Source organism: Psychrobacter sp. JCM 18902 (assembly GCF_904846615.1).
Classification (GTDB): domain Bacteria; phylum Pseudomonadota; class Gammaproteobacteria; order Pseudomonadales; family Moraxellaceae; genus Psychrobacter.
The window spans coordinates 1,653,803-1,679,540 of the sequence record NZ_CAJHBK010000001.1 but is presented as its reverse complement, the minus strand read 5'-3'; the positions used below and the strand labels follow the sequence as shown (position 1 = coordinate 1,679,540).

Annotated in this window: 21 protein-coding genes, 2 tRNA genes and 1 pseudogene; 12 read left to right on the top strand and 12 right to left on the bottom strand. The window is 41.9% G+C overall.

Annotated elements, in window-relative coordinates; all coding sequences use genetic code 11:
• Positions 1 to 41 precede the first annotated feature (41 nt).
• Positions 42 to 662 (top strand): Holliday junction branch migration protein RuvA, encoded by a 621-nt coding sequence (ruvA, locus tag JMY05_RS06855; RefSeq protein WP_045446946.1) that lies wholly within the window; start codon positions 42 to 44, stop codon positions 660 to 662.
• Positions 663 to 864: 202 nt separating this feature from the next.
• Positions 865 to 1,845, top strand: a complete 981-nt coding sequence (gene ruvB / locus JMY05_RS06850) for a Holliday junction branch migration DNA helicase RuvB (protein WP_045447074.1) — start codon at positions 865 to 867, stop codon at positions 1,843 to 1,845.
• Between the two features lie 92 nt (positions 1,846 to 1,937).
• On the opposite strand, the gene JMY05_RS06845 is transcribed toward ruvB, so the two are convergent.
• The 5 genes from JMY05_RS06845 to JMY05_RS06825 form a co-directional block, all read right to left on the bottom strand.
• Complete coding sequence (locus JMY05_RS06845) at positions 1,938 to 3,353, bottom strand: FAD-binding oxidoreductase (protein WP_201614604.1); 1,416 nt, start codon at positions 3,351 to 3,353, stop codon at positions 1,938 to 1,940.
• A 357-nt stretch (positions 3,354 to 3,710) separates the two neighbouring features.
• Positions 3,711 to 5,372, bottom strand: a complete 1,662-nt coding sequence (locus JMY05_RS06840; RefSeq protein WP_193008290.1) for an ABC1 kinase family protein — start codon at positions 5,370 to 5,372, stop codon at positions 3,711 to 3,713.
• A gap of 137 nt (positions 5,373 to 5,509) precedes the next feature.
• Positions 5,510 to 6,214 carry an SCP2 domain-containing protein gene (locus JMY05_RS06835; RefSeq protein ID WP_045448250.1) on the bottom strand — a complete coding sequence of 235 codons (705 nt, stop codon included), beginning with the start codon at positions 6,212 to 6,214 and terminating at the stop codon, positions 5,510 to 5,512.
• A 111-nt stretch (positions 6,215 to 6,325) separates the two neighbouring features.
• Entirely contained in the window at positions 6,326 to 7,462 is a 1,137-nt protein-coding gene (ubiE, locus tag JMY05_RS06830) for a bifunctional demethylmenaquinone methyltransferase/2-methoxy-6-polyprenyl-1,4-benzoquinol methylase UbiE (protein WP_045448247.1), read from the bottom strand.
• Positions 7,463 to 7,543: 81 nt separating this feature from the next.
• Positions 7,544 to 8,254 (bottom strand): FFLEELY motif protein, encoded by a 711-nt coding sequence (locus tag JMY05_RS06825; RefSeq protein ID WP_045448245.1) that lies wholly within the window; start codon positions 8,252 to 8,254, stop codon positions 7,544 to 7,546.
• Between the two features lie 253 nt (positions 8,255 to 8,507).
• On the opposite strand from JMY05_RS06825, the gene JMY05_RS06820 reads away from it, so the two are divergent.
• Together JMY05_RS06820 and JMY05_RS06815 are read left to right on the top strand one after the other, a co-directional pair.
• Positions 8,508 to 10,136, top strand: coding sequence for an ATPase (locus tag JMY05_RS06820; protein ID WP_201614601.1), 1,629 nt, complete (start codon positions 8,508 to 8,510; stop codon positions 10,134 to 10,136).
• Between the two features lie 639 nt (positions 10,137 to 10,775).
• Positions 10,776 to 12,383, top strand: coding sequence for an inorganic phosphate transporter (locus JMY05_RS06815; RefSeq protein ID WP_045448242.1), 1,608 nt, complete (start codon positions 10,776 to 10,778; stop codon positions 12,381 to 12,383).
• A gap of 107 nt (positions 12,384 to 12,490) precedes the next feature.
• Here JMY05_RS06815 and JMY05_RS06810 read toward each other — a convergent pair whose 3' ends face one another.
• A complete protein-coding gene (locus tag JMY05_RS06810; protein ID WP_413786567.1) occupies positions 12,491 to 14,134 on the bottom strand; it encodes an aminotransferase class I/II-fold pyridoxal phosphate-dependent enzyme in 1,644 nt (547 codons plus the stop codon).
• A gap of 645 nt (positions 14,135 to 14,779) precedes the next feature.
• Between JMY05_RS06810 and msrB the strand changes: the two genes are divergently transcribed.
• From msrB to JMY05_RS06790, 4 genes are all read left to right on the top strand, one after another.
• Positions 14,780 to 15,205, top strand: coding sequence for a peptide-methionine (R)-S-oxide reductase MsrB (msrB, locus tag JMY05_RS06805; RefSeq protein WP_045448234.1), 426 nt, complete (start codon positions 14,780 to 14,782; stop codon positions 15,203 to 15,205).
• A 159-nt stretch (positions 15,206 to 15,364) separates the two neighbouring features.
• Complete coding sequence (locus tag JMY05_RS06800) at positions 15,365 to 15,850, top strand: glutathione peroxidase (RefSeq protein WP_045448232.1); 486 nt, start codon at positions 15,365 to 15,367, stop codon at positions 15,848 to 15,850.
• A gap of 304 nt (positions 15,851 to 16,154) precedes the next feature.
• Positions 16,155 to 16,230: transfer RNA gene (locus JMY05_RS06795), tRNA-Val, on the top strand.
• Between the two features lie 51 nt (positions 16,231 to 16,281).
• A tRNA-Asp gene (locus JMY05_RS06790) sits at positions 16,282 to 16,358 on the top strand.
• Positions 16,359 to 16,645: 287 nt separating this feature from the next.
• Here the strand turns inward: JMY05_RS06790 and JMY05_RS06785 are convergent.
• Both JMY05_RS06785 and JMY05_RS06780 read right to left on the bottom strand, forming a co-directional pair.
• On the bottom strand, positions 16,646 to 18,127 hold the full coding sequence (locus JMY05_RS06785) for an ATP-binding protein (protein ID WP_201614597.1): 1,482 nt from the start codon (positions 18,125 to 18,127) through the stop codon (positions 16,646 to 16,648).
• A gap of 1 nt (position 18,128) precedes the next feature.
• Positions 18,129 to 18,896 (bottom strand): heavy metal response regulator transcription factor, encoded by a 768-nt coding sequence (locus tag JMY05_RS06780; RefSeq protein ID WP_045448230.1) that lies wholly within the window; start codon positions 18,894 to 18,896, stop codon positions 18,129 to 18,131.
• 223 nt (positions 18,897 to 19,119) lie between these two features.
• Between JMY05_RS06780 and JMY05_RS06775 the strand changes: the two genes are divergently transcribed.
• The 3 genes from JMY05_RS06775 to JMY05_RS06765 all read left to right on the top strand — a co-directional run bounded on the left by JMY05_RS06775 (position 19,120) and on the right by JMY05_RS06765 (position 21,133).
• The gene (locus JMY05_RS06775) at positions 19,120 to 19,728 is read left to right on the top strand and encodes a DUF411 domain-containing protein (RefSeq protein WP_045448228.1); all 609 of its coding nucleotides are present in this window, start codon (positions 19,120 to 19,122) and stop codon (positions 19,726 to 19,728) included.
• Positions 19,729 to 19,805: 77 nt separating this feature from the next.
• Positions 19,806 to 20,273: a DUF305 domain-containing protein gene (locus JMY05_RS06770; RefSeq protein ID WP_226950292.1), complete on the top strand. Its 468-nt coding sequence runs from the start codon at positions 19,806 to 19,808 to the stop codon at positions 20,271 to 20,273.
• 125 nt (positions 20,274 to 20,398) lie between these two features.
• A complete protein-coding gene (locus JMY05_RS06765; protein WP_227678125.1) occupies positions 20,399 to 21,133 on the top strand; it encodes a DUF305 domain-containing protein in 735 nt (244 codons plus the stop codon).
• 259 nt (positions 21,134 to 21,392) lie between these two features.
• On the opposite strand, the gene JMY05_RS06760 is transcribed toward JMY05_RS06765, so the two are convergent.
• Complete coding sequence (locus tag JMY05_RS06760; RefSeq protein WP_227678212.1) at positions 21,393 to 21,731, bottom strand: T6SS immunity protein Tdi1 domain-containing protein; 339 nt, start codon at positions 21,729 to 21,731, stop codon at positions 21,393 to 21,395.
• A 77-nt stretch (positions 21,732 to 21,808) separates the two neighbouring features.
• On the opposite strand from JMY05_RS06760, the pseudogene JMY05_RS06755 reads away from it, so the two are divergent.
• A pseudogene (locus tag JMY05_RS06755) lies at positions 21,809 to 22,342 on the top strand (IS3 family transposase); the annotation flags it as partial.
• A gap of 10 nt (positions 22,343 to 22,352) precedes the next feature.
• Here JMY05_RS06755 and JMY05_RS06750 read toward each other — a convergent pair.
• The 3 genes from JMY05_RS06750 to JMY05_RS06740 form a co-directional block, all read right to left on the bottom strand.
• A complete protein-coding gene (locus JMY05_RS06750; RefSeq protein ID WP_201614595.1) occupies positions 22,353 to 22,529 on the bottom strand; it encodes a hypothetical protein in 177 nt (58 codons plus the stop codon).
• A 35-nt stretch (positions 22,530 to 22,564) separates the two neighbouring features.
• A complete protein-coding gene (locus tag JMY05_RS06745; protein WP_201614593.1) occupies positions 22,565 to 23,206 on the bottom strand; it encodes a hypothetical protein in 642 nt (213 codons plus the stop codon).
• A gap of 138 nt (positions 23,207 to 23,344) precedes the next feature.
• Positions 23,345 to 25,717: a hypothetical protein gene (locus tag JMY05_RS06740; RefSeq protein ID WP_201614591.1), complete on the bottom strand. Its 2,373-nt coding sequence runs from the start codon at positions 25,715 to 25,717 to the stop codon at positions 23,345 to 23,347.
• Positions 25,718 to 25,738 lie beyond the last annotated feature (21 nt).

The window sequence follows — 25,738 nt, the reverse complement described above, 5'->3', positions numbered from 1 at the left end:
CAGTTCATTTTTTATATCAGCTCTAATAAAGGTAGTGGATTATGATTGGATTGATTAGTGGTCAAGTGCAGTATTTGATGGCACCGACTGCCTGTGTCATGACTACCTCTGGTGTCGGCTACGATATAGAGCTGCCGCTGCCATCATTTTGCCAGTTGCGTCTCAATGAGCAGGCGAGTATTTGGACGCATTTTCATGTACGTGAAGATGCGCAGCTGCTTTATGGTTTTATCGATCGCAAAGAGCGTGACGTCTTTCGGCAATTGATCAAGATCAATGGCGTTGGCGCAAAAATGGCGTTAGCAATGCTATCTGCGATGTCAGCTGCTGAGTTAAAGATGCATGTCGAGCAAGAGTCAGAGACGGCATTAACCCGTATTCCCGGTATCGGTAAAAAAACAGCGCAGCGCTTATTGATTGAGCTAAAAGATAAGCTGAAAAATATCGAAGTCGATAGCAGTCATTTAGAGTTTGCCATGCAACCTGCTGAGGTATCTCACGAGGGCAGCATCATCGCTGAGGTAGAAGGCGCGTTGATTAGCTTGGGCTATAAAGAAAGAGAGGCACAGCAAGCGATTAAAGCCGCTAAGAGTAATGGTAATACCTTTGCCGATACGCAAGGTTTACTAAAAGCCACATTGCAACAGTTGTCAGGATTTTGATTCATTCAGCTCACTACCATCAATAAGTATCAATAACTCTTAAACAGATAAGCGACATTCATTGTCGCTTATTTTCGTTTTAGGCTGTGCTTTATTTAGTAGCTGCTTTATGATGTTTTGCATGACTTATACGTAGCGTTTGGTTATGCTATTTATACCTATTCTTTAAAAATAATGATTTAATATAATGATAAAACCTATGATGCAAGATCGTTTGATTAATCCATTTGAAGGGGCAGGCGATGCGCCTGATTCTAATATTCGACCGGCATTATTGGCTGAATATATTGGTCAGCCAGTGGTACGTGAGCAGATGGAAGTATTTATTGGCGCAGCGCGTGGTCGGGGTGAGGCATTAGATCATACTTTGATTTTTGGTCCGCCCGGTCTTGGAAAAACGACGCTTGCCAATATTATTGCTCGTGAAATGGGTGGTAACTTGCGTTCTACCTCAGGACCTGTGCTTGAGCGCCCCGGTGATTTGGCAGCCATGCTGACCAATCTAGAAGAGGGTGATGTGCTATTTATCGACGAAATTCATCGATTGAGTTCCGTTATTGAAGAAATACTTTATCCCGCCATGGAAGACTTTCAGCTGGATATTATGATTGGTGAAGGGCCTGCGGCACGCTCTATCAAGCTGGATTTACCGCCGTTTACCTTAGTCGCGGCAACCACGCGAGCAGGATTATTGACCTCACCACTGCGTGATCGTTTCGGCATTGTGCAGCGGCTCGAATTTTATAATATTGCTGACCTGACCACGATTGTGAGTCGTGCCGCACGTTTGATGCGTGTACCGATGAGTGAAGATGGCGCGGTGGAGATTGCTCGCCGTGCGCGTGGTACGCCAAGGATTGCCAATCGTTTATTACGCCGTGTACGTGATTATGCTGAAGTGAGAGGCGACGGTAGTATCAATGGCGCGATTGCGGGCAGTGCGCTCGATATGCTGGCCGTTGATAGACGTGGTCTTGATCATTTGGACAGACGTTATATTGAGATATTGCACGAACGTTTTGATGGTGGTCCAGCTGGCGTTGAAGCGGTAGCAGCAGCAATGGCTGAAGATCGTGGTACGCTTGAGGATGTGATTGAGCCATACCTTATTCAGCAAGGCTACGTATTACGTACTGCACGTGGACGCGTACTGACCCAGATGGCGATTGACCAGATGTTATGAAATTAGCCTAAAAAATGCTCCTACGTTTAATACTCTAGTTAAACGTAGGCGTATTTTTTAGGCTTTGATCTCTTATAAGCACTATTCAACAGTTAAACAATGGGTAAAGGCTCAGGCCATATTTTACCCGGATTTAAGATATTTTTAGGGTCAAGGGCTGATTTAATCGCTTGCATCAGCACTAAGGCGTTACCGTGTTCTTGCTGCATATATTTTTGTTTGCCTTGCCCGATACCATGCTCACCTGTACAAGTACCATCCATTTCAATAGCGCGGGTAGCTAAGCGGCTGATAATGCCGTCAGCGGTAGCGATTTCTTCAGGATTTTCAGTATCGACTAATAACAAAACATGAAAATTACCATCGCCAACGTGACCGACGATAGGCCCAATCATACCCGATGCTTCGATATCTTTTGCTGTTGCACTGACGCATTCTGCTAATCGTGAAATAGGCACACAAGCATCCGTCGATAAGGCGCTGGCTTCAGGACGTAGAGCAGAGCTGGCATGATAAGCGTTATGCCGTGCTTGCCACAGACGTTTGCGCTCGGCTTCATTGGTATCCCAAGCAAAGTCACGACCGCCGAATTCTTCGATAATATCCGTAAACATTTGAGCTTGTTCAGCGACGCTGGCATCTGTGCCATGAAACTCTACAAATAGGGTAGGCGTCTCATCCAGATCAAGATTGGCATATTGATTACAGGCTTTAATTTGCATGGCATCAAGTAGCTCAATGCGCGCAATCGGCAAGCACATTTGAATGGTCAGCATTACTGCCTGACAGGCATCTTCAATCGTTGGGAAATGGCAAATACCGCTACCAATACACTCGCTGATGCCGAATAGTTTAAGCGTCACCTCAGTAACAATACCAAGTGTCCCTTCTGAGCCGATCATTAATCTCGTCAAGTCATAACCCGCGGCAGATTTTTTGGCACGGGTACCAGTGCGGACAATCTCTCCACTCGCGGTGACTATCTCAAGCGCCAGTACCACATCTTTCATCGTGCCATAGCGTACCGCATTGGTGCCTGAAGCGCGAGTGGCGACCATACCGCCGATACTGGCATTGGCACCCGGATCTATTGGAAAAAACAGTCCTGTATCACGTAAATAGTGATTGAGCTGCTCACGTGTGACACCTGGTTGTACGGTCACTGTCAGATCTTCATTATGTACCTGCAATATTGCATCCATCGCATGCATATCGATGCATAATCCGCCATATGGCGCATTTAATTGACCTTCTAAGGATGAGCCAATACCAAATGCAATCACTGGCATTTGATACTGATTGCAAATCTCCACCGCAGCTGCTACCTCGTGCTTATCTTGTACTGTCAAGACGGCATCGGGTGGCTGATTGGCAAGCCACGTCATCGTATGCCCATGCTGCTCACGTACCGTTATATTGGTAGTAAGTTGTTTACCGAAACGAGTTTGTAAGGCAGCAATAGCCTCGCTGTGGTCTTTTTTAGCAATTGATATTTTAGCGGTAGACATGGGTGACTCCTATACAGGGCGTCTTTTTTAACGACACAATGAGAAATGAGGCAATGTAAAGATTAAGCTCTCACTCACTTTAAATGTCGCTAGAAAGCAATAAAAGTGAGTGGAGGCCTATTGAATAAATACTAGGGCGTGTCATCAATTAGCACATTAATGTATTTAGTGGCCTTAAAATGGCTAAATTTTGCTAAACATCGTCAGTAATTTTGTCAATATGTTCATATTAACGGCAATTTCTTCCTTGTTTATCTACAATTTTTCTCATTTTAAGCCTCACAATCTAATTGATGACACGCCCTAGATAGTAATGGCTATTAACCAATACTTATTTTTATTAAAAATAACAAAGCGTTAGGCTAAAATACGCCAAACGACAACCAAAATAGCCAATATATAAAAGATAGGCGAGAGCCAGCCAACAACCTGTGTTGCAATGGCAATGAAAATGGCAAAACCTGACAGTGCTAGCCAATCTCGGCGGCGATCATTAAGCATATCCGCACGAATTTGTTGTATTTCTCGCAGTTGACTGTCTTGGCGTGATCCTTGTGAGGCAAGGCTTTGTAAGCCTTGATCCAATAGCTTTGGAATATCAGTCGTAGATAATAAAATCTCTGGTAACTGCTGGCGTAAATGTTGTAAATTACGCATCGGATCAAGCTGCTCTTTAATCCAACTGCTTAAAATCGGCTTGGCAAGTGACCAGATATCAAGGTCAGGATACAAGTCGCGACCGAGTCCTTCGACATGAACCAAGGTCTTCAATAGCAGCATGAGTTGCGGCGGAATACTCATATGGTGACGACGTGCGATATCTAAAATTTGCATTAAGACACCAGCAAAGTCGATATCATTGATAGACTTTTGTAGCATTGGACCAACCGTGCGTTTCATATCGCGCATCAGGGCATGCTTGTCTGTATTTGGTGGAATCCAACCGGCACGGCTGACGATATCAACCATCGCCGTAAAGTTGTTATTCATCACCGCCAACAGCATGCGCGCGACGATAAGCTGATCGTCTTTTGATAGCGTACCCATGATGGCGCAATCAAGTCCGATATAGCGTGGTTCATGCCCTAAGTCAACCGCTGCCATATCTGCGGTGAGTGTTTTAACCGGCGGCGTCTCTACAAACACATTACCCGGATGCATATCGGCATGGAAGAAGTTATCGCGGAATACTTGGGTAAAAAATATCGTTAAGCCTTTTTCTGCTAGTGCTGCTCGGTCATAACCTAGCTTATCAAACACTGCAACTTGCGAGATAGGAACGCCTTGGATACGCTCCATGACCATCACATTTTTGGCAGAATCATAGACTTCTGGTACATACATCAATGCGGAACCCAAGAAGTTGTTGCGCATCTGAGTGGTATTGTCTGCCTCTAAGGTCAAATCCAGCTCGTTTAACATCACTTGGCGATAGTCTTCGACAATATCGACGATATGGATGGCACGTGCCGCTTCAATACGCGCTGATGCCCAATTGGCCAGCTCACGTAGTAGCTCAAAATCAGCAATGATGGTGGTACGGATATCAGGACGCACCACTTTTACCACCACTTCACGACCATCATGCAATGCAGCAGTATGTACTTGGGCAATAGAAGCCGCCGCTAGAGGTTTGACATCAAAGCGTGCGAACAAGGTGCCAATCGATTGACCAAGACCGTGTTTGGGGTCTTGGATTTGGGTAATGGCCACATCAGAATTGAAAGGTTTGACTTTATCTTGTAGTTGAACCAATTGCTCGATAATCTCAGGCGGCACTAAATCGCGACGCGTTGACAGTAGTTGGCCAAGCTTTAAAAACAGCGTGCCCATGTCTTCAAGCGCATATTTAATCGCATTGGGTTGGTGTTTTTTACCCCACGCCGCTGGATGTAGGCGAATCAAACGCGCCAAAGGTTGCAGCTGTGGCGCGTCTTCGATAGAAAGATGAGTATCGATGCGATAAGTTGCGGCGATACGCCAAAGCTCAAGTAAACGGGCGCGATGAGATAATAGCATGAGGTATGGGTACTCTAAAGAAAGTCGAAAATAGGGTGGGCACTGCACTTATTTATAAACTGTGCTTGTCTATAAATTGCACTTATCTATAAACAGTGCTGTCGATAATAGGATTTAGCGATCATCGACGACAACAGTTATTGATGAAATGAGTTATTGAGAAAACGTGCCTGTTCATCTTTGATAGCAGCAAGTTTGGCCTCTTCACGTTCGACATCAGCCCGCAGCTTTAACAGTTGCTGCTTAAGATCGTTTACTTCTGCTGTCTCGATAGGATCAGGAGCACTATTACCTGCCACCTCATTAGCCCAGTCGCTGACGTCATCAAAAGCGCGTTTGGCACTATGGCGCCAGCTACCTTTTAGCTGTGATATAAGCAGATGCAACTGACTGGCCATCGGCTTACCAATAAATGGCTCAAGCTGTCCTGCAACATCTGGATCGAAACCTGCGACCAGTTGTTTGAGCTGCATGAGCACCTTATAATCACCCGCGATAGGTAAATTGCCTTCGGCACCACGCATCAGATTCAGCAGTTGCGCTGGGTTATCTACAGTAATGGTACAGTCTGGGCGACTATGACCAATCCGTGCGCGCTCCATACTGGCTTGTTGGTGCTCGTTCATCGCGCCACTTTGCTCAAACACACTCTCGGTTGTCACCGGCTCAAAACGCAAACGCTCATGAGTGAATAAAATATCCAAACGAATATCAGGCATTGCCATATTGAGTCGCAACACTTTGCCAGCAAGCGGTGCCAATCCTGATTTGGTAATTTCATCACTCGCAATAGCAAGGTTAATCAGCTTTTCGGCACCCGCCAAAAGTAGAACAGTCAGCATAAGGCTCTCGCATAGTCAGTTGAGCGCCTTAAAATAGCGCATCATTTGTAAAGGTCAGTTGCCACCATTTTACGTGATGGCATGTCTATTACGATGGTTTTTAACTTAATATTACGCTTTAAAGCCGCGATGGACAGCGACAATACCAGCCGTCAAGTTATGATAATCACAATTTTCAAAGCCCGCTTGCTCCATCATCTGCTTTAGCGTCTGTTGATCAGGATGCATACGAATCGATTCGGCCAAGTATTGATAACTCTCAGAATCATTGGCAATCAGCTTGCCCATAATAGGTAAGGCGGTAAATGAGTATAAATCATAGGCTTTAGACAATGGCTCAAATACAGGTTTTGAGAACTCCAAAATTAATAAACGTCCACCTGGCTTCAGCACACGGTACATCGATTTGAGCGCTGCGTCTTTGTCCGTGACATTACGTAGACCAAAGCTGATAGTGACCAAATCAAAGCTATTGTCATCGAATGGCGCGAGTGTTTCTGCATTGGCAAGTACAAAATCGACGTTGTTGCAGCCAGCATTGATTAAGCGTTCACGACCGACTTCTAGCATGGCGGCATTGATATCTGATAACACTACATGGCCATTTCTACCGACTTCACGGCTAAATACTTTGGCTAAATCACCCGTACCGCCAGCGATATCAAGCACATGTTGACCCGCACGTACGCCTGATAAGCTGATGGCATAACGCTTCCATAGGCGATGAATACCAAATGACATTAAGTCGTTCATGATGTCGTATTTTTTGGCAACTGAGGTAAAAACATCGGCGACCCGTGCTTGCTTTTCAGCCTTATTGACGGTCTTGTAGCCAAAATGCGTTTCTTCATTACCGTCAGTATCAGGCGTATGTGGATTATTGATGTCATCACGCTGATTAAAAAGTGTTTGTTTGGCGGTTTGTATTTGTGCAGATGCATTGTCTACAGTGTTGTTATTGGCGTTGTTGCTGGTAGTATTATTTGGCATAGTGGTTTGTTGGCCTTGTGGCGTTCCCGTTGGTAGGTCTTGGACTTGTGTAAAGTCATTTTTCTTGCTGTTTTCGACGCCAGCATTAATACCCGTATTAAGCGTGGTATTAGTTTCATAGCTTTGACGTGCTTGCACCTGTGACGTAATATTTTGATTGTGGGAGATGCTATCTCTGACCAATTTATCTTGCAGGTGACCATTGATGGTAGGTTTTTGATCGAGATGAGCGTTGTTATTATGGATGTTATCGGTCATAGCATTATCCTGTTATTCACTTTTATGGTTATTTGTTTGCAAGGTATAAAATAGCAGCTAACCAAGCAAATGATGCGTCTATCATACACCAAACGTCATTGGCTTACCGCCATTATCCGTCTCATGAACACGGTCAATAATCTCAAGCTCACGCTCACAAAACGGTTCAATAAAGCCGCTGACACTTTTTAGTGGTTTCATCGCTTTAAAGCCTGAATCGATAAATTCATACAAAGGCTGATAGTTGTAACGGTAGGCGGTGCCTTTTGCTAAGACAAAGGCTTTTTGCAACATAAAAGAGTTTATATATTTATCAGTACGATAGCACACCTCTTTTAAATGACCAATTTGGATACGTCGAGTGTCGGCTTCATTGACCGCACGATAGGCGGTCAGCATGTTGTCTTCATTAACGGCTAAATCTTGAGCCAATAGCCATTCTGCTAAATGCAAATCCAGCTCTATCGCTAAGATAGCTGCTTGTATCGCCATGCTGCCGGTTTCTAAAGCCGCTGCTGGCGCAAAACGCTCAACTTTTTGTGCCTTGGGTACAATGCGTTCTAACTGTTTGGCCAACAATTTAAACTCATCGCCGCCATACAATTGTGTCAAAAAATAATCTGCCATGAGCTGATTTTGAGGTTGCTCGAACAAGTCTTTGTGAGTGTTCTGAATACGATCTCGTTGCCAAGATTGCACCTCACTAAGTTTGGCATTTAATGGCAAATTTTCATGATAAGGCAGTGCCCAAAAACGGTTCAAATGTTGTTGTAAGTCGGCTAAAGAGGCCATGGTCAGTAAACCTGCATAAAAGTAAAGAGGGTTAAAAGGTTGCGAATAAAAAGCTCAGGATAAACCGTGTTTTATACTTTTGGTTTTTGTATTTATAGAGCGTGATTACAGCATGTGTCTGAGATTGTGTTCACCTTAAAAGAAAATAAAGCAGAATACAAATGTCAAACTGTTACATAGCAGCGTTATTTACCGAATTGCTGCAATGCTATGATGACGCTAACACGCTTTCAATCATAGGATGATGACAGTTATGAGCAAAAATAATAAGACGACTGAATCCACCGCACCACAAGCGCTAAGTGCGCGATTTAGTGAGCAGATTGTTGATGAACGCCTAACCCCCAATCCCTTAAGCCAGTTTTCTATGGACAAAGATGCACTGAGATTGGCACTGGTCACGGCCCAATATGCTCTACGAGCAACGCGGCAACAGACGCCGCCAACCCTCAATAAACCAACAGGGCTATTGGTATTGGTCAATGGTATGGAGCAGGCAGGCAAGGGCACTGCTGTTAAGCAATTGCGCCAATGGGTAGATCCTCGACTACTTAAAGTTGAGGCAACCGTTGGTGATTGTCCCTTAGCGTATCAGCCGATTTGGCAGGCACATACCAAGGCATTACCCCGTCATGGCGATGTGATGGTTTATTTTGGCAACTGGTATGCTGACCTGCTTTATAACGTCATGCGTATGGCAACGTCAGACAACGACAAGACGTTGCCGATTGCGCAATGGCAAGCATATTTACAGCAGCAGCTTATTAAGCTACAAGCATTCGAACAAGACCTAGCTGCCAATCAAACCCGACTGCTTAAATGCTGGTTCCATGTCGATATCGAAACATTGCAAGCGCGATTGAATGACGATGAAGCCGATCCGCAGTTTTTATACCAAATTGACTGGAATAGTAAAAAAGTTATCGAAACCTTTAATCAAGTGGCTACCGTTCTGCTACGCCAGCAAGATGATTGGATCATCATTGATGGTGATAACAAGTCAGATGCGGCTGACCATTTTTGCCATGAAGTGCTACAAGCGATGCAAACCGCGCTAATGAGTAGTAAAAGAAATACAGTACAAACCTCTGATAAGTCAAAGGCTAAGAAGCAAGTTCAGCAAGCACTCAAATCAGCAAAGTTTGAACCTGTAAAAATTCCTAACTTTTTAAAAGATATCGATGAGGCAGAGATTGATAAGTCGGACTACCGTGATGCGTTAGTAGAAAAACAAGTTCGCCTTGCCCAATTGCTGCGTGCGCGCAAAGGGCGTCATATCGTTTTTGCCTTTGAAGGAATGGACGCTGCTGGCAAAGGTGGCGCGATTAAAAGATTGGTTGCGCCGCTCGACCCACGCGAGTATCAAATTTATAATGTCAGTGCGCCAATGCTGTATGAGCTGCAACATCCTTATCTATGGCGTTTTTGGACCAAACTTCCGAACGAGCAAACCGACCGTATTAGCCGTATTGCCATTTTTGATCGGACTTGGTATGGGCGCGTTTTGGTTGAGCGCATTGAGGGTTTTGCCACGGATGAGGAATGGCAGCGTGCTTACGATGAAATCAATCGCTTTGAGGCGGATTTAGCCGCGGCGGGGACAATCGTTATCAAATACTGGTTGGCTATCGATAAAAAAGAACAGCTTAAACGTTTTGAGGCACGTCAAAAGACACCGCACAAGCAGTTTAAGCTGACGGACGATGACTGGCGCAACCGTGATAAATGGTCGGATTATGTGCAGTCTGCGGCGGATATGCTGGCACGTACCGATACAGAGTACGCACCGTGGTGCGTCATCGCGACCAATGAGAAGCGTCAAGCACGTTTGGATGTTTTAGATCATGCGATTAAGCAACTATCAGCGGTGTGTGGCAGCTGATATGTGATTGGTCATTCAATTAGGTAGCTGGTTACAAAGCGCCATAATTATATATTTAACGTTAAATAAATTCAGGGAAAGAGAGTATAATGCGGCGTTACAGCAGGATGTTTTCTAACACATATGCTGGCAGTTACAAATCTTGCAATATCATCATGCATTATGCGCTTATATTTAATATAATAGGCGCGTAATAGCTCCTGCTGTGCACGAAACTCACTGAGTGAGTAGCGTGTTTTTATCCTTTGACACAGACATTTTAATCACTCTGGTTAATAAGTTTGGCAAAGGTTCTTACAATAGCAGTTATTAGAACCAAAATTATGACTACGACATCTCTAAGCCGCAAGCTGCTGTAATCAGACGATTTGGCAATATTCCTTGCGGCTTTGTGACATATTGAGTGATGTGTTTTATCTTATTTACTGCCTTTACGTAAAATAAAATACGAGTAAATAAAAGGTAAGCGCTAGGGTAGAGCACCAAGATAGCAGTAAGAAAAACCGTTTTTTAGCAAGCATATTGCGCGTTTCATATACGTTATATTAATGTCAGAAGCTATCACGAGCATTATTAATAGCCGCGCAATGTCATCAACCGCCTATAATTTCAATCAGCTTACGCAGGACGTATCAACGTATGGGTATTAGCAACAGTTCTACAGAGCCAGTCAAATCAGTCGGTTCTATGAGAATAAATCTATTTTTTGCCATTTTACTGATTGCGATGACCGCCTACTTTTTGTGGTGGGGTCTAGATTACACGATGCGTCAACAGACGACGCTATTTATTGTGGCCACTGCTTTTGGTGTCTTTATGGCATTCAATATTGGTGGTAACGATGTCGCCAACTCCTTTGGTACCTCAGTAGGTGCAGGGACGTTGACTATCCCACAGGCACTGGGTATCGCAGCGATATTTGAAGTGTCCGGAGCCGTCCTGGCAGGTGGTGAAGTCACCGATACCATTCGAAGCGGCATTGTCGATTTAGATGGTCTTTCAGTAACGCCCAACCAATTCATTTATGTCATGCTGTCAGCGCTCATCGCTGCCGCATTTTGGCTGTTATTTGCCACCAAAAAGGGTCTGCCCGTTTCGACCACGCACGCCATTATTGGCGGCGTTGTTGGTAGCTCTATTGTATTAGGTATCACGTTAGGTGGTACTGAAATGGCATTATCAACGGTGAATTGGAGTACGATTGGCACCATCGCGATTTCTTGGGTATTATCACCGCTATTGGGCGGCGTTTTGTCCTATGTGTTATATGGACAGATTAAGAAAAACATCATTGAGTATAATGATAGAACAGAGGCGCACATTGCGACTTTGAAAGGCGACAAAAAAACCTTAAAACAAAACCACAAAGAGTTTTTGGACGGTTTAACAGAATCAGAACAGCTGGCTTATACGTCAGCGATGTTACGTGATCAAGAAATCTACAAAGATGATGATTGCGATGTTGAAGATTTAGAGACTGACTACTATAAACAGCTTTATGAGATTGAAAATGAACGCAGCAACCTTGATACGCTAAAAGCGTTGAAGCAATGGGTGCCTATCATTGCAGCTGCAGGCGGCGCGGTCATGGCCTCTTTGGTCATCTTTAAGGGTCTAAAGAATGTCAATAATGGCATGACGACGCTGCAAGGCTTTTTAATCATGGGTATGATCGCGGCGCTGGTGTGGCTTGCGACCTTTATCTATACCAAGAGTATCCGCGGTAAACATAAAGAGGATTTGACCAAAGCGACGTTTATTATGTTTAGCTGGATGCAAGTCTTTACCGCCTCTGCTTTTGCCTTTAGCCACGGCTCAAACGATATTGCCAATGCAGTCGGTCCTTTTGCCGCGATTATGGATGTTATCCGTACCAATAGCATCGCAACTGAAGCCGCTGTACCGCCTGCGGTCATGCTGACCTTTGGTGTTGCGCTTATCGTTGGTCTTTGGTTCATTGGTAAAGAAGTCATTCAAACGGTTGGTACAAATTTGGCAAAAATGCATCCCGCTTCTGGTTTTTCAGCTGAATTGGCTGCGGCTGCAGTGGTTATGGGCGCATCAACCATGGGTCTGCCCGTCTCAAGTACGCATACGCTAGTTGGCGCGGTACTTGGTATCGGTATTGTCAATAGAGACACCAATTGGGCGTTGATGAAACCTATCGGTTTGGCATGGATCATTACTCTTCCTGCAGCAGCGGCAATGTCTGCAATCAGTTATATCATTTTGGTCAATATTTTTTAAAATGTACGCTTATTAAGTCTTATTTAACGTTATTTATAAGCACATTTCAAATAAAAAACGCTTCTCAGCATCATGCCGATAAGCGTTTTTTTATGTCAAATTAAGGTCTATTCGGTACCAAATTGTTTGCGCTTTTTGGCAAAGAAGCGATCTAAGCGGTCCATGGCATCTTCTAAATCATGTAGGTTTGGCAAAAATACCAAGCGGAAATGATCGGGCTTATCCCAGTTAAAGCCTGTTCCTTGCACCATTAAGACATTTTCCTCAACAAGCAAATCCATCATAAATGCCATATCATCTTCGATAGGGTAAACATCAGGGTCCATCTTTGGAAAGCAATAAAACGCGCCTTGTGGCATGGTACAAGAGATACCTTTTATCGCATTAAGCCGTGACACAGCCATTTCACGCTGCTTATATAAGCGCCCACGCTCTGACGTGAGCTCTTTCATGCTTTGATAGCCGCCCATCGCGGTTTGAATGGCATACTGACCTTGGACGTTGGAACACAAGCGCATAGACGCTAACATGTCCAAGCCTTCGATAAAGTCAGTGGCATGGTGCTTTTTGCCAGATACCATCATCCAACCTGCCCGGAATCCCGCGATACGATGCGATTTTGATAAGCCATTGTATGAGAGCACCAGCACATCATCAGTCAACGTGCTCATTGGGGTGTGTACCATATCATCATAAAGAATGCGATCATAAATTTCATCGGCCATGATGATTAAATCATGCGCTTTAGCGACCTCAATAATTTGTTTGAGTAATTCATCACTATAAAGTGAACCTGTTGGATTATTAGGGTTAATCACCACGATACCCTTGGTTTTAGAGGTGATTTTAGATTTAATGTCTTCGATATCAGGATGCCAATTGTCGTCTTCATTACAGCGATAATGTACCGCTGTGCCGCCAGCTAGGTTCGCCGCTGCCGTCCAAAGCGGGTAGTCTGGCATTGGGATAAGCACTTCGTCACCATCATTCATCAAAGCCTGCATGGTCATTACAATCAGCTCAGAAACTCCGTTGCCCAAATAGACGTCACGGACATCAACTGCCGATAGCAACCCCTTTGATTGATAGTACTGTAGGACAGCTTTACGCGCTGAAAAAATCCCTTGCGAGTCGGAATAACCGGTCGCGTCTGGTAGGTTCATCGCCACATCGCGCAAAATCTCATGCGGGGCTTCTAGACCAAAGGGGGCTGGGTTACCGACGTTCAGCTTTAATATACGTTTGCCTTCGGCTTCCATCTTATTGGCTGTTTGTAGTAGCGGGCCGCGAATGTCATAGCAAACATTTTGTAATTTATCTGATTTTTTTATTGTGTTCATAGTGTGACCACTCATAGGGTTATTTTGTGAGTTTGTATCTATAGTAGGAGTTGTAGTCGTTTGATTGGCTTGGGAGTCATGTATCTTGTCAGTTTGAGCAGATGACGTGTTTTGACTATTCTTATTATGAGAATGAGCGCTCTTACTCACCTCTTTATTATTATCACTGTCGTTTTTTAGTTCGCCGCGTAACAGGTAGCCTTCGCTGCAGCCTAAAATGTGTGCTAGCGTTGGTAGTTTAGATGACACAATGCCATTAGTACCACGCTCCCAATTCGAGATAGCACCGCGACTGACTTTTGCGCCTGCTGCGGTCATGGCTTGCGCTAATTGCTCAGCAGTCAGCCCTTTATCACGACGTAGCTGTACCAGCCTTTCGGCTTGTGTGCTTTTATTTTTGTCATCAGCCATAGTCATTCAAGCCTTTATTCATTAGTTGGTAATGGAGAGAAGGAAAGCAGGCATTTGTTTTAATTAAGCCTTAATGCAAGATATTATTGCATTATCAGTATCAATGCAAGCTGTTTTTAAGGAAGATATATTTATCAATGCAAGAATAACTTGCATTGATAGTATTATCGTTGCCTCATTGCTGCTCTACTAGGCCGTGTCCTTATTTTAAAAATGGTAATAAAAATGAGATAAATTGTCGTTAAACAAGGAAAGTAGCGCAAATAATATCGAGATATTGATAAGCTATTTGACGATGTTTGGCAAAATTTAGCCATTTTAGTCCATTTAGAAGATAATCGATTGAATTGAGGACAGGCCTTAGATATCAAACTTCTTTCAGAGAGTTATTATCATGGCTACATCTGTATTCATTGATATGTTAAGACAATTTGCTGTATTTTATTCATCATAGCTTTTTCAATACCTTACGCTATCACTTGTTTATGATGGTTTTCTTGTAATGTATGCCTTGAATATTGAGTGGATAAACAATAGATAAGGCCCATCGTTTTTATAAAAATATGGCGATAAAGTGTTAGTTTATAGCAGATAAAAGCTAATGCTAATGGATGAGATAATACATACCCAAATTAAGGATACATTATGCAAGACAATCAACTGAGCCAAGAAGAAATTAGCCAATTAACAGAAGCTGATTGGAAAGAGCGTTTGAGTGCTGATGAATATCACGTGATGCGTGAAAAGGGTACAGAACGCCCATTTACGGGCGTCTATAACGATGCGACTGATGATGGTATTTATCGCTGCAAAGGCTGCGGTGCGAGCTTATTTGACTCAAGCAATAAATTTGATGCCAGCTGTGGTTGGCCAAGTTTTGACCAAGGAGTTGATAACAGCGCTATCGAGGAGCATGTGGATAATTCGCTTGGCATGACGCGGACAGAAGTGACCTGTAGTAACTGCGGCGCACATTTAGGTCATGTCTTCCCTGACGGCCCAAGCGAGACGACGGGGATGCGCTATTGCATCAATTCTGTGTCTATTGATTTAGATAAATCTGAAAAGTAATTGTTAAAAAAATTGCTTAGAGTATTTTAGAATAATGGCAGGGAAGCGCGAGATGCTGCCTTGCCAGTTATTAGCATTATGAATGTTTTCAATGTTATTGAGACATGAGCACGGCTTAAAAAAACCAAAATAATAAATTAATCAATTTAAGGACAAATGATGAGTACTATTTATGATTTTACTGCTGAGCGTATGGACGGTACTGCAAAAGCCTTTGCTGATTATCAAGGTAAGGTGTTATTAATCGTCAATACCGCCAGCAAATGTGGGTTTACGCCGCAATTTGAAGGCCTAGAGGCAGTATATCAGCAATATAAAGATCAAGGATTGGTCGTTATTGGTTTCCCTTGTAATCAATTTGGCGGGCAAGATCCAGGCAGTAATGAGGAGATTGGCGCATTTTGTCAAAAGAACTATGGTGTCAGTTTTCCAATGATGGCGAAGGTTGATGTCAATGGCAAAGACGCTCATCCTATTTTTGATTGGCTCAAAGAGCAAAAGGGTGGTGTATTGACAGATGGTATCAAATGGAATTTTACTAAGTTTTTAATTGGTAAAGATGGACAGGTCATTGACCGCTATGCGCCAACCACCAAACCAGATGCCATAAAAATGGATATCGAACAAGCATTAGCCAGTAAATAGGGTCATGCTTGAAAATTTATTGGTTTTTTATAAAAATATAAATCCAATGAAAACATAGGCTTGTCAGATTAATAAATAAAAACCTATAAAATAGGTTAAAAAACTGAAAATACTGTTTGACAGCCATGTGTAAATCTATATAATACACACCCACAGCAAGGGGACTTAATTAAGTTCAATGTTGTTAGAATTTTTACTGACTTAAAGCGTGACAACTTTAAAGATTAAACTTTCTATAAAATTCCTTTTAAGGAATTTTAACTTGCGAAGCTAAAATTGCAGTGCAATTTTTTAACGCTTCTCAGGGTGATTAGCTCAGTTGGTAGAGCGTCTGCCTTACACGCAGAATGTCGGCGGTTCGAATCCGTCATCACCCACCACTCTTTTTAGCGAGTGTCTCTGTAATAAGAGAAGATGCTAAGACGACCTAAGCAGCGGTAGTTCAGTTGGTTAGAATACCGGCCTGTCACGCCGGGGGTCGCGGGTTCGAGTCCCGTCCGCTGCGCCATATTTAGTAAAAAGCTAAAACAAATTTTAAACTTTCGAGTTTAAGCAAGTTTCGCCTCAAACATAATTTTGTTTGGGGTTTTTTTGTGTCTAAAATTCTTCTTACGGCCTTTATCTATAAAGGTTGGCTTTTTTTCCCTTATCAACTCTTAGGGACTAGTCTATCTTAGATAAAGTATTCTCTATAAGTTTGGTTGCATACATTCTATCTTTTGAAAATCGCTGATCACCTCCTTGCTGACCACCTGCTCGGTGACCAAACGGTGACTATTCTCGATTAAACACGTCCTATGATTCTTTTAATAACTGTACGTTAACTTGAAAGTAATACTCATCCTTAATGGTAATACTGACTTTGCCGTTATGGGCATTGACGATTGCTTGTACGATGGCCAATCCCAGTCCTGTGCCCGAGTGCTGATTATTGGATTTGTCATGACGATAAAAGCGTTCAAACAGTCTATCTGCTTCCGCCTGAGTTAGAGGCATCTGCAAGCGATTAGTGATGGTGATGTTTAGCGATGGCTGCTGAGCCGTTTCTCTAAGGGCGTGAGCGTTATGTTTTATGAGGCTAGCAGTCTTAGAAACGGCGGTAATAGTAATGATACTGTCGCTGGCGGCGTAGTAAACCGCATTGGATATCAAGTTGGCAAACAGCCTTTGTAACAAGCTCTCATCCCCTAATACCATATCAAATGCCCCTTTTTTCTCAAAAGAGATACCGCGCTCTTCGGCTATCAGCTCAAAATAATCGATGAGCTTAATTATCAGTGAGTCAGTATCGACAAGATGACGTTGTGAATCGTAAAGACCTTTTTGAGTTTTTGCCAGCAATAGCATATTGTTAATTAGCAGGGATAGTTGCTTGAGCGTGTCGTGTTGATGATGTAGCTGCTCGACATATTCTTGATGGTCTCTAGGTTTACTGAGCATCACTTGAGTTTGAGTGCTTAACGTTGCCAGTGGTGTGCGCAGTTCGTGAGCAATGTCATCTGAAAACTGTGATAATGAGGCAAAGTTGTGTTCGAGTTTATCCATCATGGCATTATAAGCGTCAGCCAAGGGTCGCAGCTCGCTTGGCATTTCAGAGACGATGATTCTATCGTCTAACTGCTCGGCGTTGATACGTGCCATTTTTTGACTGATGGTCGCTAAGGGGGCGAATCCTAAATAGACGCTAAAAGCCGCCACTGATACCAAGATAAAAGTAATCGCAATAAGTATCAGGATAAGATGGTGATTAAACTGGGCAAGGTATTGATGATGCACATCAATCGGTAGCGCGATTAATGCCAAGCGATTAGAGTGCTCAATGACCAGCGCGCGATAATGACGATGATTAAGCTGCAAGTCAAAGGGTTGATCGCGGTGCTGCTGCCATAGTTTTTCGACCAATTGGGAGTCATTGAGTTTATCAATAAAATCCTTTGGCTGACTATTAATGACTTGTCCATTATGGTCAGTAATAATTGTTTTGACTTCATAATCTGGTCGAAAGATATCTATCACGGATGATGCTGTATTGGCGAGATGATCAGGGTCGGCAAGGTTGTCAGAGCGCTGATCATCCGATGTCACCTCTGTCATGTACTGTCGTAAATTAAACGCAGCGTGAGTCAGGATCTCTGAGTCCATTTGTTCAAAATGATCATTAACCGAACGCTGTATCCATATGTACAAAAAAGCTTGAGATATCAGCACACATACCGTTAATACTAGGGTAGTGCGCCACAGTAATGACAAGCGTCGATGCTCTGATTTATATGCCATGCTATTTCACTTCAACGTGATTGAGTTTAGAAACCGTATTAGCCTCATTACTCATATCAATGTTGGTTTTATTATTGACTGTAACGGCGCTATTGTCCGCTTCTAGTTTATAGCCCATACCGCGTACGGTATGAATGAGCTTATTTTCAAAGCCATCGTCGATTTTACTGCGTAAGCGTCTTATCGCCACATCAATCACATTGGTATCGCTATCAAAATTCATATCCCATACTTGTGAAGCGATGACAGAGCGGGGCAATACTTCGCCTTGATGCTCAAGTAAAAACTGCAATAGCGCAAATTCTTTGGCCGTCAATTTGATAGAACCTTTATCTCGATGCACGCTACGTTTGGCGATATCCATTTTTAAATCAGCCATTTGAAGCACTGTGCTGGCGTAATCTGCTTGATTGGCACGGCGTAGTAAGCTTTTGATTCTGACCAACAGCTCAGCGAAGGCAAAAGGTTTAGTGAGATAATCGTCACCGCCAATCTCAAAGCCTTTTATGCGGTCGCTAAGGTCATCTTTTGCGGTCAAAAATAATACAGGGGTGGTGTTACCAGCAGCGCGATAATTACTGACTAATTCAAATCCGCTCACATCAGGCAGCATCACATCCATCACCACGACAGTGAAGTCCTCAGTCATCAGAGCATGATAACCATCTAAACCTGTGGTTTTATGCTCAACGATAAAACCTGCCTCGCTTAAACCTTTTTTGATGTAGTCGCCAAGCGATAACTCATCTTCGACTAACAATACTTTCATAGCATACTCGCGCCAATTATTTAGGATGAGATCAATATAAAATGTCTCTATTATTATCAATCATAGAGGAATACTGGTAATAAACCTATGCTCAGTCTAGAAGATGACAAAATTGTCATCTTGGCGTCATCTGACTGTCAGAGTGGTTATGCTAGTTTGGCTTCAGTACATCCTAATTTTAATACTCAACACTATGAAATATTCAACACTATGAGAAGCCTCTATGAAGCCTTTTACCGTTAAGTTTGTTCGAGGGTCAGCGGTCTTATTAACCGCTGCCATATTATCAGCATGCGGGCAATCTGACAGCAATGCTTCTAATGCTAGCCCCTCTACTGCCAATGCCGCTAACGCCAGCAGTGGTGAGGCAAACGCTATACAGAGTAGGCAAACAGTAACAGAGACACCAGCCAACAATCCAGACCTGCTCAAGAACGTGTCAGCCACTGTCTATAAAGATGCCAATTGTGGCTGTTGTAAAGAATGGATAGGGCACGCAGAAGATAATGGGTTAACGACAACTGCCCATGATGTTGCAGACTTGTCATTATTTAAAGAGCGTTACGGTGTACCTGCTGAGATGCGTTCTTGCCATACCGCCGTTACCAGTGATGGTTATGTCATCGAAGGTCATGTTCCTGCTAAGTATGTGGCTGAGTTTTTGCAAAATCCACCAAAGCAAGCCATTGGTTTGGCGGTACCGGGTATGCCCGTCGGTAGCCCTGGTATGGAATATCAAGATAAGTTTATGCCATACCAAATTATGCAAATCAATAAAGATGGCACAAACCAAGTATACGCTGAGATTGAGTCCGCAGAGCAGCAGCTATAAGTTAATACTTTAGATAGATTTTTTAAATTTCAGCTACTCATTGTAGTACTGATAGCAGCATTGATGGAGACTGACTGATGAATCATACAGAGCAAAAACAGATGAACCCTTATGTAAAGTTCACCCTCATGATTCTGACGTCTACCGTGGTGATGTATATCATGATGTACTTCAATACTTATGAGTGGGATCATATTTATTTTAGTGAGACCAGAGCCTATATGGCGCTATATATGGGCGCAGGCATGGCAGTGATTATGCTCGCCTTTATGAGCAATATGTACAAGAAAACTAAGGTCAATTTAATGATTTATGGTCTTAGTGTGCTGATGTTTGCCGTGGGTATCTGGGGCGTCAGATCTCAAGCAACCGTCGATCAAGTGGATTGGATGCAGGCTATGATACCGCATCATTCAATTGCGATCTTAACCAGCTCAAGAGCCGATATAGAAGACCCTAGAGTACAACAACTTGCTGACGACATCATCGAAGCACAAAAACGTGAAATCCAAGAGATGCAGGCACTGATCGAAGCATTAGAATAAATAGCCTTAAAACGCACTGCTTTTAGTATATAAATTAAATGATTTTTCCAACTGGTGGATCTTAGCTGATTTGCCAGTTTTTATATGAACCATAACTACCAAATGATCGTAATTAAGGACCTACTATGAAAATGATAAGAAACTCACGTCTTGCCATGCTTGCAGTTAGTATCAGTGCCATGATGATGCTTGGCGCTTGTCAGCCGACGAATGATGTAACAGAGGCTACTGTCAAAGACGAGGCGGCTCCCGTTAATAATGCTACAACAGACACTAGAGCGATGGATGCTCATGCAGGTCATGATATGTCAGGCGATGCGATGACGGGCATGCATGGAGAGTATAATGACTCTATGACTAAGATGCATGATGAGATGATGGCAGGCATGGCATACAACGATCCCGATGCTGCCTTTGCTCAAGGAATGCTTGGTCATCATATAGGTGCTGTTGATATGGCAGAGATTCAGCTAAAGTATGGTACGGATGCAGAAATGCGTCAGTTGGCACAAGAGATTATTGACGCTCAGAAAGCTGAAATTGAGCAAATGCAGAACTGGCTTGCCAACCATCCTGATGCTGCTGAGCCAACGTCTGATACTGAAGCCATGCAGACAGCTTATGCTAAAGATATGGATACGATGCATAGTGAAATGATGGCAGGTATCGCTGACCCTAACCCAGATATGGCATTTGCTCGTGGTATGTTGCCGCATCATATTGGCGCAGTAGATATGGCAAAAATACAGCTAAAGTATGGCAAAAATGAAGAAATGCGTCAATTGGCACAACAAGTAATTAACGCGCAGCAGGCTGAAATTGAGCAAATGCAAAACTGGATAGCCAAGCATAATAGTTAAATAACGAGTGCTTAAGAATGGATGTATTTTAGATAAAAAGCAGTGTCTTATATTTCTTAAGGTACTGCTTCTTCTGCTCTATATTTTTTAATCTTTTCTAAAATTTCGCTAGTGCCTGTATCAATATTCACGTCGCCACCTTTGTCGACCGTAAGCCTTAAAAGCTTAAGTCTCTCAGGTACGCCATTGATATGAGCAAGGCTTGCTAGGATAATATATCTTTGTTTAAACCACCCGAAGGTGGCTAAGTCGTAATTAATCACTCTAAACTATCTAAATCAGGCAAGTTTGATGAACCTTCAACACCAAAAGCCATTTGTCCTAAGCGTTTGAAGTCGATGTACTGAATTTCAATCAAGTCGGGTAAAAGATTGAGATGGACAAAGATATTCATCTTATCAACATTCTTGATAGATGCATTGTCACTAATCGCAAGGGCGGGAACGAAGCCAAACATCTCATCATAGCCAAGTGCGCCAAACTTTTTAACGCAGCGGTCAAATAAGGGTTTATCGTTGTTGTATTCCATATCAATATATTTAATTTCTTGGAAAGCAAAAAATAATTCTAACTTTCTATCCTCGAGCCCAGTGGCTATATCTTTTGTGTCACCTTGTTTTAGACTTACCCACCCGAGAGTAGGGGTGATCTCAAAAGCAAACTCTGTCTTCTCTCCACTTTAATGCCTATCGTCCTAACCAGCTCTGGGTGGCGGACTTCACTTATATCAAGACAATGAATGGTTGGGTGTATACTGCTTTTATTATTGATGTGTTTGCTCGCGCTATTGTGGGCTGGAAAGTCTCTAATCGCATGAACACCGATATGGTAATGGCGGCATTGAACCAAGCAATAGCAGACAGAAAAAATCCCAAAGATGTCATTCATCACAGTGATCGAGGCGTTCAGTATTTATCCATTCGCTACACTGAGAAGATGGCTGACTGCGGTGTGATTGCTTCGGTCGGCACCACAGGTGACTCATACGACAATGCACTAGCTGAAAAGGTCAATAGCCTCTATAAGACTGAAGTAATCTAGTATTTAAAAGAGAACTGGAACGGTGTAAATGATGTTGAACTGTCAACCCTTGAATGGGTGGACTGGTTCAATAAAACACGATTGCATAGCACGATTGGTTATATGCCACCTTTAGAATTTGAAAAGCGGTATTATGATAATTTTATCCTGTCAGGCATCGCTGCCTAACTCAAGTAAATCACTCTCCGATATACTCGGGGCGGTTCACTTTAATAGTGTCATCAATATCGTTCTTTACAGTATCGATAGCATTGACCTTAATAGCATCACCGCTATCGACTTCGGTATTGGCTTGGTTGTTTACGTTGCATGCTATTAATGCAATACAAATCAAGGGTAATGATAAATATTTCATATGATTATGCTACTGCAGTTAGTAGAGGTTGAATATTAATAAATTTCACAAACATCATTATCTTTATTAATGTTATAAACACCAATATCATCAACTTTATTATCATCTGTCAGCATGAAAACCATATAATCACCTTTAAGATTATGATTGGTTGAATAAGTAATAGTGATAGGGGTAAATGACTCATCACCACCTATAGCTGGTACTTCAGACCTTATCAAATCTGGATAAATACTATTAAGCGTCTCAAACGTGTCATCTAGTGAAAGGCCTTTATCAGTAATAATATCACCACCGCTAGAAACTGACATAAATATCAATTCATCATTAAAAAATTCAAGTGATAATGAGTTATCTACTGTCACTAAAAAACAGTTATCTGATACTGGATCTTTAAGCAATTGCATATTAAGTTTGTCCTGAACTTTGTTAAAAGAATTACCCAGTACAATATTCGCATCTTGTACTATAATAGAATTATCTATTATAGAAACGCTTATATTATTGTCTGAGTCAGTTTTTTTAGTTGAACTCTGAGATTTAACCTCAAGAAGAGGTTTTTTATGTGCTGTTTCTTTAGTTTTTAATTGAGGTTTATCAGGGGTTGGTTGAGATTCCATAGTACATGAAGCTAGTACAGTAGCTAAAAAGAAAAAAACAATAATATTTAAATTCATAATAAAGCAATCCTTCAATTTTGTATTACTGTTTATTGGAAATTATTCTATGTGTCTTTAATTATAATGTTATAAACTTTCAAATAATTCTAAAAAAGCTAAAGTTATTAAGATAAATTTAGCAAACAACGTAATACACTAAATATCTTCTAAATTGGGTTTAAATCCTTGAATATGTAGGTGATGATGATGTCTGACTTTCGCTGTTTTAAAATGTTCACAGTGTGGTAATGTATAGTTTTTTAAGTTTAGTTCTGGCTTGCTATATCTCTCTGTGTACATATCTCTAGTCCTACCAAATCCAAAGTTATAAAGTGTTCCCACTAACTTTAGACTTCTTTCATGGCTGTATACTTTGTCAAAAACTGTTACAGCACTAGCTTTAAAATCTTTTCTTAAATATCTCATATCTCCTACAGCACCATTTATATGTGAAGAGCTTTCCCCAGGATCTCCATTTGCAGTACTAAATCCATTAAAGGATATATCGTCATAGCTTAATTTGCATAAAGTACCTAGATAAGCTGCAAGAGCAAGACCAGTTAAAAAATATCTAACGTTTTTTTCCGAATTTTTCTCTATTTTGTAATGCACTTGACCCTTTTTATAGTTTAAGAAATACCTAATATCTATAAGATAAACCCTATTATTACCATCTGGCTTACCCTTAGATTGCCATCTTTGTCCAGTTTTATACTTCGACTTGCCCAGATTATGCTTACCCCCATTTTCATCATAATAAATAAATTCAGCATAGCCAGTAGCGTCGGCATTCTGTCTTTTTATCTTACCGTTATGGTAGATGTGATAGCGTGTGGTGTCGCTTGCTGCTTTATCCGTTATTACACTAGTAACTGGACGACCATTACTTTCAGTATGACTTTCTTCCGTTCCAGGCTTGGGTTTGGGCTTAGTTGCTATGGGGTTAATTGGTGGTGGATTGTTTTCTAGTTTTGGTGGTGGGGTAGGATTTTTAGTAGTCGTTGTCGGAGGTCTACTTACTCCCTGCGCTTTGTTCTTTGCTGCCTCGTTTATGTTAATAGTTTGAGTCTGTGCTCCTTTGATACAGCGTAGTGTCGCTAATGGTTTACTACCCATTAGACCAAACTTGTAGACAAAACCAACTAGCATTTTGACCCCGATCAAACCTTGACTATTGGTCTGTTTGACAATTTCTTGTCCTCTATAAAAAATTATAAATTTAGTATTTTTTACGGGCGCTTTATTATGATCTTTTATTTCTATATTGAATGCTTGCACTGGCAGTAAAGCTCTTATTGTTTTACCTTGATGACTGCTATCAACTTTGAAGTGGGCTACTGCTTGTAATTTTCCATTACCAGCCACACAGACTTCTATATCTTGACCGACTTCGGCTGTGATATTAGATTCTACACCTTGATTATCGGTACGATGCTCTTTGGGTTTGCTTTTGTAGATAAGGTAGTAGCGCAAATTAGTAATGGGCTTTTTAGTATCGCCTTCAACGATTGTAATGTTAAAGGTGACCTCTTTTAGTTCTGTAGACGAGGATGGAGGTGGTGCTTGTGGCTTGCTGCTTTGTTCATTACGGACATCTTGAGGTGATTTGTCTGGTACGGGGCGCGGTTTGGGCGTGTCAGGCTTATTAAGCACGCCAGTTGTTTTGATGCTGCCTGTTATATCTATGGTATAACTCTGTCTTTGATCAGCCTTTTGAACTATGGTTTGTGATTTGCCATTGACAGTAATTTTGATTACCGCATCTGGATGACGAACGATAACAAGAATTTTACTTTCTTTATTGGTGGTATATGTATTTTGGGTTGTACCTACCTTACTATAGTGGTTTCCGCTTAAATATACCGTTTCTATTCCAACATCAATATTAGGTACTGGCTTACCATCTTTTTCTACACTAATATAAATTTTACGTTTGCAACATGTTTCAAGGTCGTAATAGGCTAAAAGCGCTATATATTCAGCAACGCCAGTACCAAGAGCATCCTTTCCATTTATTGTCCCATTTGAAGTGAGATAATCTAAAACAGCCTGTGTTCCTTTTAAGTGAGCAGCAGCGATACATCCTGATTCAGTTATCTCTACATTATCTATAGTTTTACCATAAAACTCATTTATATTTTTATTGCGCATTCTATTGCACAAAATATCAACCCAAATTTCAAATGCTTTGATTTGGACTCTAGGCGAGTTTTTAAATTTCTCTAAAGAAGTGATTCCGTCTTTACCAGTCCAAGTTCCTATCCAGTTATTTTTTGAGCTTTTATCTGAGTTTTTTATTCTAGGATTATAGTAACCACAGTCAATAAGAGCATTTTCACCAAATTGGAAATAACCAACAAAGCCAATAAAGTTAATATCAATTTGTGCAGCTAAGTTGATTTTATGATCATGAGAAAGCTTTAGGTTAGAAGAAGACTCTCTACGAGATAAAGCATTTCTAAATCCCTCTCTAGTTGGTTCGAATTCTATATCTTTAATTGGTTTTGTTTTAGGTCTTGGGAAATTCACAGATATTATCCTCTACTTTTC

Excerpts from the sequence above, each read along its gene's own strand:
- ruvA (WP_045446946.1), top strand. The coding sequence starts at position 42 with ATGATTGGATTGATTAGTGGTCAAGTGCAGTATTTGATGGCACCGACT.
- ruvB (WP_045447074.1), top strand. The coding sequence starts at position 865 with ATGCAAGATCGTTTGATTAATCCATTTGAAGGGGCAGGCGATGCGCCT.
- JMY05_RS06845 (WP_201614604.1), bottom strand. The coding sequence starts at position 3,353 with ATGTCTACCGCTAAAATATCAATTGCTAAAAAAGACCACAGCGAGGCT.
- JMY05_RS06840 (WP_193008290.1), bottom strand. The coding sequence starts at position 5,372 with ATGCTATTATCTCATCGCGCCCGTTTACTTGAGCTTTGGCGTATCGCC.
- JMY05_RS06835 (WP_045448250.1), bottom strand. The coding sequence starts at position 6,214 with ATGCTGACTGTTCTACTTTTGGCGGGTGCCGAAAAGCTGATTAACCTT.
- ubiE (WP_045448247.1), bottom strand. The coding sequence starts at position 7,462 with ATGACCGATAACATCCATAATAACAACGCTCATCTCGATCAAAAACCT.
- JMY05_RS06825 (WP_045448245.1), bottom strand. The coding sequence starts at position 8,254 with ATGGCCTCTTTAGCCGACTTACAACAACATTTGAACCGTTTTTGGGCA.
- JMY05_RS06820 (WP_201614601.1), top strand. The coding sequence starts at position 8,508 with ATGAGCAAAAATAATAAGACGACTGAATCCACCGCACCACAAGCGCTA.
- JMY05_RS06815 (WP_045448242.1), top strand. The coding sequence starts at position 10,776 with ATGGGTATTAGCAACAGTTCTACAGAGCCAGTCAAATCAGTCGGTTCT.
- JMY05_RS06810 (WP_413786567.1), bottom strand. The coding sequence starts at position 14,134 with ATGGCTGATGACAAAAATAAAAGCACACAAGCCGAAAGGCTGGTACAG.
- msrB (WP_045448234.1), top strand. The coding sequence starts at position 14,780 with ATGCAAGACAATCAACTGAGCCAAGAAGAAATTAGCCAATTAACAGAA.
- JMY05_RS06800 (WP_045448232.1), top strand. The coding sequence starts at position 15,365 with ATGAGTACTATTTATGATTTTACTGCTGAGCGTATGGACGGTACTGCA.
- JMY05_RS06785 (WP_201614597.1), bottom strand. The coding sequence starts at position 18,127 with ATGGCATATAAATCAGAGCATCGACGCTTGTCATTACTGTGGCGCACT.
- JMY05_RS06780 (WP_045448230.1), bottom strand. The coding sequence starts at position 18,896 with ATGAAAGTATTGTTAGTCGAAGATGAGTTATCGCTTGGCGACTACATC.
- JMY05_RS06775 (WP_045448228.1), top strand. The coding sequence starts at position 19,120 with ATGAAGCCTTTTACCGTTAAGTTTGTTCGAGGGTCAGCGGTCTTATTA.
- JMY05_RS06770 (WP_226950292.1), top strand. The coding sequence starts at position 19,806 with ATGAATCATACAGAGCAAAAACAGATGAACCCTTATGTAAAGTTCACC.
- JMY05_RS06765 (WP_227678125.1), top strand. The coding sequence starts at position 20,399 with ATGAAAATGATAAGAAACTCACGTCTTGCCATGCTTGCAGTTAGTATC.
- JMY05_RS06750 (WP_201614595.1), bottom strand. The coding sequence starts at position 22,529 with ATGAAATATTTATCATTACCCTTGATTTGTATTGCATTAATAGCATGC.
- JMY05_RS06745 (WP_201614593.1), bottom strand. The coding sequence starts at position 23,206 with ATGAATTTAAATATTATTGTTTTTTTCTTTTTAGCTACTGTACTAGCT.